This is a genomic window from Methylocapsa acidiphila B2 (assembly GCF_000427445.1).
Lineage (GTDB): Bacteria > Pseudomonadota > Alphaproteobacteria > Rhizobiales > Beijerinckiaceae > Methylocapsa > Methylocapsa acidiphila.
Map to the genome: position 1 here is coordinate 2,400,907 of NZ_KE386496.1, position 14,226 is coordinate 2,415,132.

The 14,226-nt window shown below is 62.0% G+C and carries 10 protein-coding genes; 8 read left to right on the top strand and 2 right to left on the bottom strand.

The features are described from left to right. Positions 1 to 33: 33 nt before the first annotated feature. A complete protein-coding gene (locus METAC_RS0113800) occupies positions 34 to 1,491 on the bottom strand; it encodes a helix-turn-helix domain-containing protein (protein ID WP_036255594.1) in 1,458 nt (485 codons plus the stop codon). A gap of 234 nt (positions 1,492 to 1,725) precedes the next feature. Here METAC_RS0113800 and METAC_RS0113810 point away from each other — a divergent pair, with 234 nt between their 5' ends. The 6 genes from METAC_RS0113810 to grpE all read left to right on the top strand — a co-directional run bounded on the left by METAC_RS0113810 (position 1,726) and on the right by grpE (position 10,280). Beyond that, positions 1,726 to 3,357 carry an isocitrate lyase gene (locus METAC_RS0113810; RefSeq protein ID WP_026607502.1) on the top strand — a complete coding sequence of 544 codons (1,632 nt, stop codon included), beginning with the start codon at positions 1,726 to 1,728 and terminating at the stop codon, positions 3,355 to 3,357. A gap of 396 nt (positions 3,358 to 3,753) precedes the next feature. Next, positions 3,754 to 4,419, top strand: coding sequence for a histidine phosphotransferase ChpT (chpT, locus tag METAC_RS0113820; RefSeq protein WP_026607503.1), 666 nt, complete (start codon positions 3,754 to 3,756; stop codon positions 4,417 to 4,419). A gap of 133 nt (positions 4,420 to 4,552) precedes the next feature. Next, positions 4,553 to 5,281: a hypothetical protein gene (locus METAC_RS0113825; RefSeq protein ID WP_156898219.1), complete on the top strand. Its 729-nt coding sequence runs from the start codon at positions 4,553 to 4,555 to the stop codon at positions 5,279 to 5,281. 418 nt (positions 5,282 to 5,699) lie between these two features. Continuing rightward, positions 5,700 to 6,740, top strand: coding sequence for a glutathione synthase (gshB, locus tag METAC_RS23655; RefSeq protein ID WP_084143998.1), 1,041 nt, complete (start codon positions 5,700 to 5,702; stop codon positions 6,738 to 6,740). Continuing rightward, entirely contained in the window at positions 6,737 to 9,544 is a 2,808-nt protein-coding gene (locus METAC_RS0113840) for a [protein-PII] uridylyltransferase (RefSeq protein WP_026607505.1), read from the top strand. Before gshB ends, METAC_RS0113840 begins: the two co-directional genes overlap by 4 nt. A gap of 145 nt (positions 9,545 to 9,689) precedes the next feature. Next, positions 9,690 to 10,280 (top strand): nucleotide exchange factor GrpE, encoded by a 591-nt coding sequence (gene grpE, locus METAC_RS0113845; RefSeq protein ID WP_026607506.1) that lies wholly within the window; start codon positions 9,690 to 9,692, stop codon positions 10,278 to 10,280. A 189-nt stretch (positions 10,281 to 10,469) separates the two neighbouring features. Here the strand turns inward: grpE and METAC_RS25250 are convergent, their stop codons facing one another. Continuing rightward, the gene (locus METAC_RS25250) at positions 10,470 to 11,195 is read right to left on the bottom strand and encodes an OmpW/AlkL family protein (protein WP_198017217.1); all 726 of its coding nucleotides are present in this window, start codon (positions 11,193 to 11,195) and stop codon (positions 10,470 to 10,472) included. A 331-nt stretch (positions 11,196 to 11,526) separates the two neighbouring features. Between METAC_RS25250 and METAC_RS23665 the strand changes: the two genes are divergently transcribed. Both METAC_RS23665 and METAC_RS0113865 read left to right on the top strand, forming a co-directional pair. Then, on the top strand, positions 11,527 to 11,964 hold the full coding sequence (locus tag METAC_RS23665) for a copper resistance CopC family protein (protein WP_051335575.1): 438 nt from the start codon (positions 11,527 to 11,529) through the stop codon (positions 11,962 to 11,964). 172 nt (positions 11,965 to 12,136) lie between these two features. Next, a complete protein-coding gene (locus tag METAC_RS0113865) occupies positions 12,137 to 14,032 on the top strand; it encodes a CopD family protein (RefSeq protein ID WP_198017218.1) in 1,896 nt (631 codons plus the stop codon). The last annotated feature ends 194 nt before the right edge of the window (positions 14,033 to 14,226 follow it).

Sequence of the window (14,226 nt, forward strand, 5' to 3'; positions counted from 1 at the left end):
ATTGAGCGCGCGAATTCCCGACTTCAATGGGCGTCACTCATCCTTGAACGTGAATGGCGAGACGCTGCGCATGGTCTCGTCGACGGTAAGCGGACGCAAGGCCGGCGGCGCAGCGCGCTGCGGGCAGGCCGGACGATCGCAAAGGCGGCAATTGACGCCGATCGGCACAGGCTCGGCGGCCTTGTGGTCGATTTTTTTCGCATAGACGAGCCGGCGCGCATATTTAAGCTCGCAGCCGAGCCCGATCGCAAAGCGCGGCTCGATCGCGCCCCAGGGCGCGATCGCCCGGCGCACCGTCCTTGCGATCGAGAACCATTGCGACCCGTCGGTCAGCTCGACAATCTGAGTCAGGATGCGGCCGGGATCGGTGAAGGCCGCATGAATGTTCCAAAGGGGGCAGGTTCCGCCGGAATGGGCGAAGGGAAACCGCCCGGACGAGAAGCGCTTGGATACATTGCCGGCCATGTCGACGCGCACCAGAAAGAACGGCACGCCACGCGCGTTCGGGCGCGCGAGCGTCGTCAAGCGGTGCGCAACCTGTTCGAAGCTGGCGCTGAACCGCGCGGCCAGAACCTCGCAATCATAGGCGAGAAGCTCGGCCGCCTCGTGAAACCGCGCATAGGGCATCATCACGGCGCCGGCGAAATAATTCGCGAGAGTCACGCGCAGCAGCTTCCGGCTGAGTTCGTCGGCGGGCGCCAGCCGCATAGCGGTTTCGCTCAAGAGATCGCCGAATTCGCTCAAGGCCAGCTGATAGGCGGTCTGAAAGGTGCGGCCGGGCTGATCCATGACCTCGCAGATCATCAATTGGCGGCGGTGATGGTCGTACCAGCGTAGGCGATCGCCCATGACCTCGAGCGGAAGCGCCCGCACGCGGATTCCGTGGCGGGCGCGCAAATGGTCCGACAAAGCGAAAAACAATTCGCGTCCGGGAGGCAGATCGGCGGCGAAGGCTTCCGCCGCTTCGTCGAGCTCGGGAAAATGGTTGCGCGCGTCCTGGAGGATGGACCTGATCCGCTCGATGGGGTTTTCGCCGAGGCGCGCGCCGGCGTGATCGGGATCCGGCGTCGCGAGGACGCCCGCTTCGCCCGCTTCGCGCGCCGAGGCGTAGGCCCGATAGAGCCGCAGCATGGCTGCAAGCAGCGCCGGCGAGTGCTCGGCGGCGTCGCGCATTTCCGCGCGAGGGACCGCTCCGTCGCGAAACAGCGGGTCGGCGAGGATCTGCTCCAGCTCGCCGACCGACTGCTCGGCCTCGCCCTCCATGAAGTCGCGCGGGTCGACGCCATAGACGTCGGCGAGGCGGATCAAGACTTGGACCGTAATCGGGCGCTGGTTGCGCTCCATCAGGTTGAGATAGCTCGGCGAAACGTCGAGCTCCTCGGCCATGCGGGCCTGGGTGAGGCGGCGGTCGCGGCGCAGCCGCTTGAGCCGGGGGCCCGCGAAAATTTTTCGCGGCGCCTCTTGTCCGTGCAGAGGTAAATATTTTGACATAGACACAAATTTACAATGTCATGACCTTACACACAAACTTTATTCCATCGCAAATTGCTTGGTGACGCAAGGCGCTCGCGCGTATATAAGCCTCGGCTTTCCGCTCTCCGTCGCGAATTTTGTCAATTCATGTGAATTTAATCATGTGAATGCGACGCCATTTCCGTTTCGACGCGCGCTCGGACCAAAATATGGGCAAGCCGCTCGGCTTCGAAGACCAGATAGGGACGCAAGATGACCTTTCAAAGCAAAATTCCTCAGGCGGGGCAAACCAACGATTATCAAAGCCAAATCGCCGAAGCGAAGCAGCTCATCGAACGCCAGAACGGCGCCTGGAACGGCATCAATCCCGAGTCCGTGGCCCGCATGCGCCTGCAAAACCGTTTCAAGACCGGCCTCGACATCGCTAGATATAACGCCGCCATCATGCGCAAGGATATGGCGGCCTATGATGCCGATCCGGCGCTCTACACCCAATCGCTCGGCGTCTGGCACGGCTTCATCGCCCAGCAGAAGATGATCTCCATCAAGAAGCATTTCGCCTCGACCGAGCGGCGATATCTCTATCTCTCCGGCTGGATGGTCGCCGCGCTGCGCTCCGATTTCGGTCCGCTGCCAGACCAATCGATGCACGAGAAGACTTCCGTGCCGGCGCTGATCGAGGAACTCTACAACTTCCTGCGCCAAGCTGACGCCCGCGAGCTCGGCGGGCTGTTCCGCGCCCTCGACGCCGCCCGCGCGGCCGGCGACAGCGCCAAGGAGCAACAGCTGCTCGCATCCATCGATAATTTCCAGACCCATGTCGTGCCGATCATCGCCGACATCGACGCTGGCTTCGGCAATGCGGAAGCGACCTATCTTCTCGCCAAGAAGATGATCGAGGCCGGCGCCTGCGCGCTTCAGATCGAGAATCAGGTGTCGGACGAGAAGCAGTGCGGCCATCAGGACGGCAAGGTCACCGTTCCGCACGAAGTCTTCCTCGCCAAGGTGCGCGCCTGCCGCTACGCCTTCCTCGAGCTCGGCGTCGAGGACGGCATTATCGTCACCCGCACCGACTCGCTCGGCGCCGGCCTCACCCAGCAGATCGCGGTCAGCCGCGAGCCGGGCGATCTCGGCGACCAGTATAATGCCTTCCTCGATTGCGAGGAGGTCGCGTCCGGCGACGCCCGCAACGGCGACGTCATCCTCAACCGCAACGGCAAGCTGCTGCGGCCGAAGCGCCTGCCGAGCAATCTCTACCAGTTCCGCCCGGGCACCGGCGCGGACCGCTGCGTGCTCGACAGCATCACCTCGCTGCAAAACGGCGCCGACCTCTTGTGGATCGAGACCGAGAAGCCGCATGTCGAGCAAATCGCCAGCATGATGGACCGCATCCGCGCCGTCATTCCCAACGCCAAGCTGGTCTATAATAATTCTCCGTCCTTCAACTGGACGCTGAATTTCCGCCAACAGGTCTATGACGCTTGGAAGGAAGCCGGCAAGGACGTGTCCGCCTACGACCGCTCGGCCCTGATGAGCGTCGATTACGACAGCTCGGAACTCGCCCTCGAGGCCGACGAGCGCATCCGCACCTTCCAGGCGGACGGCTCGAAGCGCGCGGGGATTTTCCACCACCTCATCACGCTTCCGACCTATCACACGGCGGCGCTTTCGACCGATAATCTGGCCAAGGAATATTTCGGCGAGCAAGGCATGCTCGGCTATGTCCGCAATGTTCAGCGTCAGGAAATCCGCCAAGGCATCGCCTGCGTCAAGCACCAGAACATGGCCGGGTCCGACATGGGCGACGATCATAAGGAATATTTCGCCGGCGAAGCGGCCCTGAAGGCCGGCGGCGCCCACAATACGATGAATCAGTTCGGCTGATCGGCCGCGCCATCATCTAAAGAAGGCAAATTCGGCCCGGAACGCCTCGTTCCGGGCCTTTTTGTCGCCTCGTGCCGCCGACGCCAGGTGCGGCGGCTCTTTCATCTCGAACAAAAGTCAGGTCAAGGCGAGTTTCGTCTGAATATTATTCGTTTCATTTAAACGAAGGTCGGCAGAGGCGCGGCGCGGGCTATCGAAATTGTGGATTTTTTGCTTTCCGCGGTTGAAAATTCGGTTCGCCCTCTTGGAAGCCAAAATTTAAGAGCTTGAATGCTACGACGTCGTACATGGCTCAATGGAGCCGCACGACGCCCGCGAAGGCGCAAGCTCGAGCGCCGCCGCGTATTGGTCGTCACCCAAGACCTAGTCGTCACTCCGGACCACATGGACGCCAAGATGACTGTTTTCGCCCTCGACGCCCTTGATCTCGCGGCCCTGCTCTGCTCCCGCGTGTGCCATGACGTGATCAGCCCCGTGGGGGCCATCGTGAACGGACTGGAGGTGCTGGAGGACGAAAAAGACCCGGAAATGCGTGGCTTCGCCCTCGATCTCATCAAGAAAAGCGCCGAGACCGCTTCCGCCCGGCTGCAATTTTGCCGGCTGGCTTTCGGCGCCGCCGGTTCGGCCGGCGCTTCGATCGACACCGGCGACGCCGAAAACGTCGCCCGCGGGCTTTTGGCCGATCAGCGCACGACGCTCGAATGGCGCACGGCCCGGATCCTGATGCCGAAGAACAAGGTCAAGCTCATCTTGAACCTTTGCCTCATCGCGGCGGCGGCCATCCCGCGGGGCGGCGTCATCACCGTGGCGACGAGCGGCTCGGAAGAACCGATCCGAATCTCGGTCACAGCCAAGGGTACAAACGCCAAGCTCGCGAGCCACATTCCCCAGCTTCTCGCCGGGACGCCGGAACAAAATTCCGTCGACGCGCATGGGATTCAGGCCTTTTACACGGGCCTCGTCGCCAAGGCGGCGAATATGAGCCTTAATATCGCCATGGCGAGCGAACTCGTCACGCTCGAAGCCGCGCCGACGCCGGCAGCCGTCGAGGCGGTGGCGTAAGTTTGCCGCGCGCATGTCAGGACCGACGGACGGCGCCTGCTGTTCAGAACCCTGGCGGCATGCCGGTGACGAAAGGCCAATTTTTGGGCTAGGAAATACTCTGCCGCAAGGATAGCGGAATAGGCAAGTTTCGATGAAGCAGCTGGGGTTTTTCTTGCTTTGCCCCGCGCACGGATGGCGGAGCAATTTGTGGGCATCCTGCCTTTGCGGGTTGCTCCTCGCCGCGCCGCCTGTTTACGTGCGGGCAGAAGAACCCGCAGACTTCAAGAATTCTCCCGTCTACAAGGCTCTTCACCCGAAGGTCTCGACTGACACGCAGATCGTCAGCATCCACTTTGGGAATGCGATTTACGACATTCCGCGAAACTATCTGGTTGGCGCGACGCAACCGAGTGCGGACAACGCCTACGCCAATTTCACGATTATGGTGCTTCTACCCGATCTCTCGCCGCGAACGCCTGAAAATGCGGGGCAGTTCGATGAGCTCGGCTGGAACGACCAGTTGCGGGCTCTTTTTCAGTTCGGAACGCATATAGACCCGGCGCAAACCGTAATAGATCGAATTCTTTCTTTGCAAAGGCGTAATCCTGACGACTTCCAGATACTGCCGTCGGGCCTCAATGTTTATCGGGGATTAACGGCGGATTCAGAGGATATGTACGTCAAAGCAATGGACTCGGGGCCGTTTTATTATAGATGCGGTACAATGCGCTCGGTCCCATGGCATGTCTGCACCGTGTATGAACAGTTTTTTCTCGACGTCGAAGTCACTTATTCGTTCGGCACAAAATATATTGATAGCGCGTACAAGATCGATATGGCCTTGCATGATCTGGTGCGCTCGTTCCTCCGGAAACAATAGCAACGCCAGCCAACGGATTGGGGCAGCCCAAGCCGCACTGAGCGCGGGCAATGTCGTCAACACGGCGACGTCGCAGATATCGCGCGGTGGAGGCATCGTCCTCCTCCCCAAGCGCCGGATCGCCAGATCGCCAGATCGCCAGGCACGTTCTCGGATCGGCCCCTAAAATTTGCGGTCGGCGAGGCTGGACTTCTTGATCGTGAACGCGCGAAGCGCGCCGCGTCCTGTTTTCCGGGCTTGACGAATCTCCTTCCGCCATGCGCCATGCGCGGAGCCCTGGAGCATATTCCGATCGGATTGAATCAATTTGATCGAGAAGAATATGCTCAACCATTTGAATTTGAAGCGAGTTCTTGTCGATTGGACGATTCCGTCCAATCGGAACGCGCTCCAGGCCTTCACCGAGAAAAAGCGCGCCATGCCTTTGACCGTCGCCGTCCAGATGGACCCCGTGGAAAAGATCAATATCGCCGGCGATTCGACCTTCGCGCTGATGCTGGAGGCGCAGGCGCGCGGGCATCGACTAATTTATTACACCCCCGACAAGCTCTCGCTCGTCGATGGCCGAGTCGTCGCGCGGGCGGCCCCGATCGAGGTGCGCGACGTCGCCGGCGCCCATTTCACCCTTGGCGATCCCATTCTCGCCGATCTCGCCGAGCAGGACGTCGTCCTTCTGCGTCAGGACCCGCCCTTCGATCTGGCCTATATCACCTCGACCCATCTCCTTGAGCTTTTGCCGCCGACGACGCTCGTCGTCAATGATCCGGCCAGCGTGCGCAACGCCCCAGAAAAGCTTTTTGTGATGAATTATCCACAATTGATGCCGCCGACCCTGATAACCCGCGACAAGGAGACCATCGAAACCTTTCGGGAGGAGCATGGCGAGGTCGTGATGAAGCCGTTGCACGGACATGGCGGCGCCGCCGTGTTCAAGATCGGCCGAACGGACCCGAATTTCGGCTCGCTTTACGATCTCTTCGCAGCGACCTTTCGCGAGCCCTGGGTGGTCCAGCGCTTCCTGCCGCAGGTCAGTCGAGGCGATAAGCGGATCATTCTCATCGACGGGGCGGCGGCCGGAGCTGTGAACCGCGTGCCGGCCGAAAACGACATCCGCTCGAACATGGTGCGGGGCGGCGCCGCCGCGCCGACGGAATTCACGCCACGCGAGAAGGAGATTTGCGCGACGATCGGCCCCGAGCTGAAGCGGCGCGGGCTGGTCATCGTCGGCATTGACGTCATCGATGGGCATCTCACCGAGATCAATGTGACCTCTCCGACGGGGATCAGGGCGATCAAACGAGTCGGCGGACCAGATCTCGCTGCGGCGGCCTGGGATGCGATCGAGGCGAAAAGAAAGACCACGTCCGCCTTGCGCTCGGGCCACGCCGAGCCCAAATCCAGTTGGATTCTGCGGCGGATGCGCGGCCGGCGCTCCCCGGCCAATAATCGGGCCAGATGAGCGCGATTCTCGAGAAAACTCCGCCAGTGCGACGTCGACGCGGCCCCGTGGCGGCGCACGCGCCGCTGATTGATCGCGCCGCCCTTCGCGCCGAGCTGAAGGCGCTGCATGCGGGCGATCGGCTGAACGGCGACACGCGCAAAAACGTCATCGCGCTCTTTCGCGCGGCGCTCGAGCGCGGCCGCGCCGCAGCATATGAGGCGCTGTTGAACCGAGGCGACGGCCTCGCTTGCGCGGGCCAAATCGCGCATATCGAAGACGAGCTGATCCGCGCGATCCATGAATATGTGACCACCTATATCCACCTCGCCGAAGGCGATGGCGCCTCGTCCAAATGCTGCGTGATCGCCGCTGTCGGCGGCTATGGCCGCGCGACCCTCGCTCCGGGATCGGATATCGATCTCCTGTTCCTTTTGTCCGACACCTCGCGCGCCTATGGCGAGCGCGTGGTCGAGGCCGTGCTCTACGTTCTGTGGGATCTCGGCCAGAAGGTGGGACATTCGACCCGCTCTGTTGAGGAATGCCTCAACGAGGCGAAAGCGGACATGACCATCCGCACCTCCTTGCTCGAGGCGCGCTTTCTTCTCGGCGAGAGAAGCCTGTTTGAAACGCTTCGCACCCGCTTCGAGCGCGAGATCGTCGCTGGAACCGCCGCGGAGTTCGTCGCCGCCAAGCTCGCGGAGCGCGACGCCCGCGTCGCGCGGGCGGGACGCTCGCGCTATCTCGTCGAGCCCAATGTCAAGGAAGGCAAAGGCGGGCTGCGCGATCTCAATACGCTGTTTTGGATCGCGAAATATGTCTATCAAGTGCGCGAGGCCGCAGATCTCGTCGGCGTCGGCTTGTTTTCGCGCGGCGAATACAAGCTATTTTGTCGCTGCGAGGAATTCTTGTGGCGAGTTCGCTGCCATCTCCATTTTTTGACCGGCCGGGCGGAGGAGAGGCTCACTTTCGACCATCAACGCCAGATCGCTTCCCTCCTCGGCTATTCGACCCGCGCGGGCCTCGCGAGCGTCGAGCGCTTTATGAAGCATTATTTCTTGATCGCCAAGGACATCGGCGACTTGACGGCGATCGTTTGCGCGGCGTTGGAGGAAAAGCAGGCCAAGCCTTACGCCGAGCTTGACCGTTTCCGGCCCGGCAGGCGCACGCCGGATCTCGCTTCGACCGGGGATTTCACCATAGAAAATGGGCGCGTCACGGTCGCGGGGCCGGAGGTTTTCGCGCGCGACCCCGTCAATCTCATCCGGCTATTCTGGGTCGCCGACCGGAACGGTTTGGCGATCCATCCTGACGCGACGAGATTCGTCACCCTCTCGCTGAAGCGCGTCGACGCAAAATTACGCGCCAATGTCGAGGCGAACCGGCTGTTTCTCGGCATCCTGACCTCCCGCCACTCGCCGGAGATCGTGCTGCGGCTCATGAACGAGGCCGGCGTGCTCGGGCGCTTCGTGCCGGAATTCGGCCGCATCGTCGCGCTCATGCAGTTCAACATGTATCACCATTACACGGTGGACGAACATCTGCTGCGGGCCGTCGGCAATTTCTCCGACATCGAGCAGAACAAGATTCGCGGCGAGCATTCGCTGGCGGGAGAGGTTTTGCCGTCGATCCGCAATCGAACGGCTGTGATTCTGGCCCTTTTCCTTCACGACATCGCCAAAGGGCGCATGGAGGATCATTCCCTCGCCGGGACCGCCGTCGCGCATGCGCTTTGCCCCCGCCTTGGACTATCCCCCGCCGACACGGAAACCGTCGCCTGGCTCGTCGAAAATCATCTGATCATGTCGGACACGGCGCAGCGGCGCGATCTCAGCGACCACAAGACGATCACAACTTTCGCCAACAGGGTTCAGACGCTCGAGCGTCTGAAAATGCTCTTCATTCTGACGATTTGCGACATCCGCGCCGTCGGCCCCGGGGTCTGGAACAATTGGAAGAGCGAGCTTCTACGCACGCTCTATTGGGAAACGCAGGTCGTGCTCGCCGGCGGACATTCAACCGTCGACCGCAAGCGGCGCGTCGCGCAGGCGCGGGCCGAGTTGCGGCGCGCTCTGCCGACCTGGACCGACCTCGATTTCGAGGCCTATGCGGCGCGGCTCCCGCAGCCCTATTGGCTCAAGACCGATTTGGCGCAAAAGCTCCTTCACGCCAAGCTCTCGAACATGACTGAGGTGGACGAAGCGCCGGCGCCGGTCACGCATATCGCCGCCGACCGAGACCGCGGCGTGACCGCGCTCACGGTCATCGCGCCGGATCACCCGCGCCTTCTTTCCATCATCGCCGGCGCCTGCGCGGCGGCGGCGGCCAATATCGTCGACGCGCAAGCCTTCACCACAACCGACGGAATGGCCCTCGACACGATTTTCATTTCGCGGGCGTTCGATTTCGACGAGGACGAATTGCGTCGCGCCGCCAAGATCGCGCTAACGATCGAACGGGCGATGGCCGGGGAGATCCGCCTGCCAGATCTCGTCGCCGCCAAGGGCGGCCTATCGACCGCGTCACCCGAAACTTTTCGCCATCACCCTGAAGTCTCCATCGACAATACCCTGTCCAATCGGTTCACCGTGGTCGAGGTTTCCGGACTCGATCGGCCCGGCCTCCTTTTCGACCTGACGACGACGCTCTCCCGGCTCAATCTCAATATTGCATCGGCGCATATCGCGACTTTTGGCGAGAAGGCCGCGGACGTCTTCTATGTCACCGATCTCTCGGGGGCGAAGATCACGTCGCCGGAACAACAGGAGGTGATCCGCAGCCTGCTCCTGAAAACTTTCGCGCGGCCGACCTTGGCCGCGAGCTAGCGACGAAAAGGGATAGCGGCCCAAACGCCGCCGCGCGCTGCCGTCCAATTGGACGGCGCGTCAGCCCGGCCTTTAGGCCGAGAACTTGATTTTTACAGCCGAAAAACTGATATCCCACGACAGTTTTCCACCTGGCAGAGCAACCATGAACGACTTGAACAAAGCCGATAAAACAACGACGGACGCGGGCGCCTCCTCGCCCAACGCAGATCAGTCGACGAGGCAGCCGGGAGGCGACCCGGATCCCTTCGTCGTTCTCGAAAATCTCCAGCTCGAAAACACGGATTTGAAAGACAAGCTTCTCCGCACCCTTGCAGAGATGGAGAATCTTCGCAGGCGCACGGAGCGCGAAGTCGCCGACGCCAAGACCTACGGCGTGACCTCGTTCGCCCGCGACATGCTGACCTTCGCCGATAATTTGCGCCGCGCGATCGATGGCGTCCCCGCGGAGCTTCGCGCAAGCGCAGAGGGCGCGGTGCGGATCCTGATCGACGGGATCGAATTGACCGAACGCGACTTCGCTTCGCGTCTCGAGAAGCATGGCGTGAAGAAGGTCGATCCGAAGGGCTTGAAATTCGACCCCAACACGCAGGAAGCCCTTTTCGAGGTGCCCGACGAAAGCGTTCCGAGCGGCACGGTCGTGCAGGTCGTCGAATCCGGTTATGCGATCGGCGATCGCGTCCTCCGCCCAGCCAAGGTCGGCATTTCCCGCGGTGGCCCAAAAGCGGCCGGCTGAAGCCGGAACAGATCAGAGCGGCCTGTCCACGGCCAAAAAAAGGTCCGGCGAACCATTGGTTCGCCGGAAACAGCGTTCGTGCTGGCCTCGCTTTGGTCGGGCTGCGCGCCTGTCGGCATCCGCAGCCAGCACCGTTGGATCCTGGCGCAATCGAAATTCGATCGCGCGCTGCGACCCGCCGTCGACGGATCAGAACTTGACGGTGACGCCGGTTCCAATAACCCACGGGTCGAGTTGGACATGGGTGCGGATCGGGAGATTCGTCGTCACGACAGTGCCGCTCACGTCGGTAGAGAGGAACAGCTTCTTGGCGTCGACATAGACGCCGAGATTCTGCGTCAACATGATGTCGGCGCCGAGCTGAAGCGCGAGGCCGAAATTCTGGTCGACGCTGAAATTATTGACCAGAATGCCGTCCGAGATATTGCCAAAATTGAGAAGATAGACGGCGCCGATGCCGGCGTAAGGCTGTATCGCGCCCCATTGGGTGATGTGGTATTGTACGAGCGCCATAGCCGGTCCCCAGCGCGTGCTGCCGAGGAGGTTGGTTCCGAAGGTGCTGTTGAGGCTGAACCCGGTCGCCTTGGCGTGCAAGACCGGCGGCACGCCGGCGCTCAAGGCGATCGCAATATTGGGCGTTATGAAATAGCCGAGTTCGAGGCCCAGCGTATAGTTTGGCCGGATCGTCGCATTAGAGATCGTGGCGACGCCCGCGACATTGTTGAAATAGCCACCGCCGGTTGATTGGGCGTTGGTGTTGAAAAAGGCCCCGAGCGCGCCGACGTGAAGGTAGAAGCTCGGCGGCGCCGGCGGCGCCGGCTCAACCGGCGTCGGCGCCAAATCAGCGGCTTCGGCGCGGGTGATCGCGAGGGCGGCGATCAACGCCGCGGCACATAAGCGCATTGCAGATTTCATGGACTTCCCTCCTCTTTTGTCCATGAAGGGTTCACGCCATCACGATTTTTTGTCAATCGATCGTTGCAGCTTGCGCTTCTTCCGTTCGCCGCTATGGCTTATTTACCACATGTTGCGCGGTCCAAGATCGGCTCGCGGCCACTACTGTCGCGCCTTAACGGCGAAGCGGAGCGCTTCGTTTCCATTTCGGCGCGTTGCGACGAAATGCGCCAAGCGCCCGGCGAGGCCGCGGCTGAATTGCCGATGACAGCGCACCCGTAAAGTGGTAGCGCTCAGACAAACGTAATCGCCGTTGAACGGCGATTGAAATTCAGTAGGGAGGAATGACGGAGTGAAGCTCTCCTTTCGCCGCGGTCGCGGCAATTCGCAAGATCCGCGTCTTTTCCGCCGCCATTTTCTGCTCGGCCTCGCCGCCCTCGGCCTCGGTCTAGGCGTTTCTACGGCGACCCTGGCGCATTCCCGGCTCGTGCGGTCCGAGCCACCGGCACGGGCGGTTCTCGACGCCGCCCCCAAGGAACTGAAATTCTGGTTCAATGAGGCGATCGAGCCCTCCTTTGCGAAGCTTTGGCTCGTTCCCGCCTCGGGCGACAAGGTCCCGTTGGCCAATCACGGAGACCCGTCGGATCCGCGCCTGCTGATCGGCGTGCTTCCCGATAATTTGCCCGACGGGCCAGTGGTGATCGCCTATCACGTCCTATCGGTCGACGGGCATGTCGTGGAGTCCCAGCTCAATTTCAGCGTGAACAGCGGCAAGCCCGCCACCCACTAACGAAGTAAGGCGATAAAGCCCAACCGAGACCGCCCAAATCATGTTTGATCCGCTTGCAATTGCGCGAGCCGTCGCGACTCTCGCGGCGGTAATAGTCTTGGGTTCGTGTTTTTTGATCGCTTACGCGCAGGATGCGCGGCTCACTCAGGGCGGCCTTGAATGGCGTCTCCGCGTGGCCCGTCTTGCCGCCGCGGCCGCGGTCACGGGCCTCGTCTCGACCTTTCTGTTCGCCATGTGGACCGCATCGGGGGCCGCAGAGGCGGGAGCCTTCGGCTTCAATCAGGCCGCCTTACTGACCTTCCTCCTGCACACCTGGGCCGGCAGGGTCGTGGCCGTCGCGATCGGTTACGCCGTTCTCACGGCGGCGCTCGCCGTCGGGGCCTGGCTTCGATGCGGGAAAAACGCGACCACCGATTTGTCGCTCATGGCCGCCATCGGCGCCGCTCTCGGCCTCGCCACCTTCGCCTTCGCCAGTCATCCGACCTCCGCCGACCCCAAGGCGCTCAGCATTTTCGCCGCGATCGTGCATCGGCTGGGATTCGGCGTTTGGCTCGGCGGCCTGCCGGCGCTCATCCTGTTGATCGGCGTCGGCCCGGTCGCGGACGACACCCGCCGTCTGGCGGTCGTCATCCTGCGTCAGTTTTCCCAAATCGCCACGGTCGCCATGGTGGGCATCCTGGTGACGGGCGTCTTGCTGACCTGGCTCGTCCTCGGCGAATTCGCGCCGCTCATCGGCACGCCTTACGGACGGCTGCTTGTCGCTAAGCTGCTCTGCCTCGCAGGCGTCCTGGCGATCGCGCGTAACCTGCAGCAGAAGCTTTTGCCGGCGCTCGAGTCTAAGCCCGCCGATTCCGTCTTCCTGAGCTACGCGCGCCACGTGAAGGTCGAAACCTTCCTCGCCGTGCTCATCGTTGTTTTTGCTTCCTATCTGGCCGGGCGCAACGAGCATGAAGATATTGTCTGGCCACTGCCCTTCCGCTTCTCGATTGCGGCGACCTGGGGCGGGCCTTGGGTGGCGACTTCCCTTTTCGGCGGCGCCGCCTTGGCCTTGCTCGGTCTCGGTCTTATCGCTCTGGTCTATTTCCCTAAGTTGCGGCCGACCGGCTTCACGCTAACCCGGACCCGCCCCGCTCTCATCGCGGGAAGCGTCGTCGCCCTGGCGGGAAGCGGCCTCGCGCTGCAGGCAGTGTCCGTGCAAGCCTATCCCGACACGTTCCTCGGATCGGATACGCCCTATTCAGTCGAGTCGATTTCAAGCGGGCTCGAGCTTTTCGAGCAAAATTGCACGCCGTGCCATGGCGTCAGCGGCTTGGGCAACGGTCCGCTCGCGAAATCTATGGCCAGGGTCCCGGCGGATTTTTCGGCCCCGCACACGGCTCTGCACACCGGCGGCGATCTCTATTGGTGGATAACGCATGGCATTCTTCCGTCCGGCATGCCCGCATTCGACGGCGTCTTGAGCGCCGACGCGCGCTGGGACATCATCAATTTCATGGGCGCCTTCTCGGTCGGCTACCAGGGCCGCATCATCGGACCCAGAGTCGCGCCCGGAAGGTCCTGGATGGGCCCGCCGGATTTCTCCTTGACCGATGTGAACGGGGTCACCAGCCTCGACATCGATTATCGCGGCAAGTCGACGCTTTTCCTCGTGTTTTTGCCGGGAGGGCCAGGCGATCAGGCGCGGCTCGAGCAGCTGCTCGCAGCGCGCGAGCGCCTGAGCCAGCTCGGGGCCGAGATCGTCCTGATCGCGCCGCCCAAGACCGGCGATCCGCTTCGCGAGCTCGCGACGGGCAAGATCGCGACGGTGAACCAGAATCAGGATTACGCCTTCGCCGCCTATGGCCTGCTGATGCGCTCCTTCGCCGACGCCAAGGTCGACGCGGCGCGCGTCCCGGTCGAGCACATGGAGTTCCTGATCGATCGGTCTGGCTATATTCGCGCCCGGTGGATCCCCTCCCAAGAAACCGGCGCGGAAGGCTGGGGCGATCTCAGCCTGCTCGAAGAACAGCTCCAGATTCTCGCCAAGGAGCCGCTCCGGCCCCCGCCTCCAGACGTCCATGCGCATTAGAGCAATTCCGATCAGATCGATCAGAATATGCTCAAACCTCTGAAACTGAGGCGCTTCCTAACTGACCGAATGAGTCCATTCGGTCAGAAAGGGCTCTAGCCCACGCTGATTTCGGGATCAAAGCCCCCAAAAGCACGATCGCCAGACGCATGAAACACTCGACCTTCAGCGGCGGCGGTCCCGCGCGGATCGCC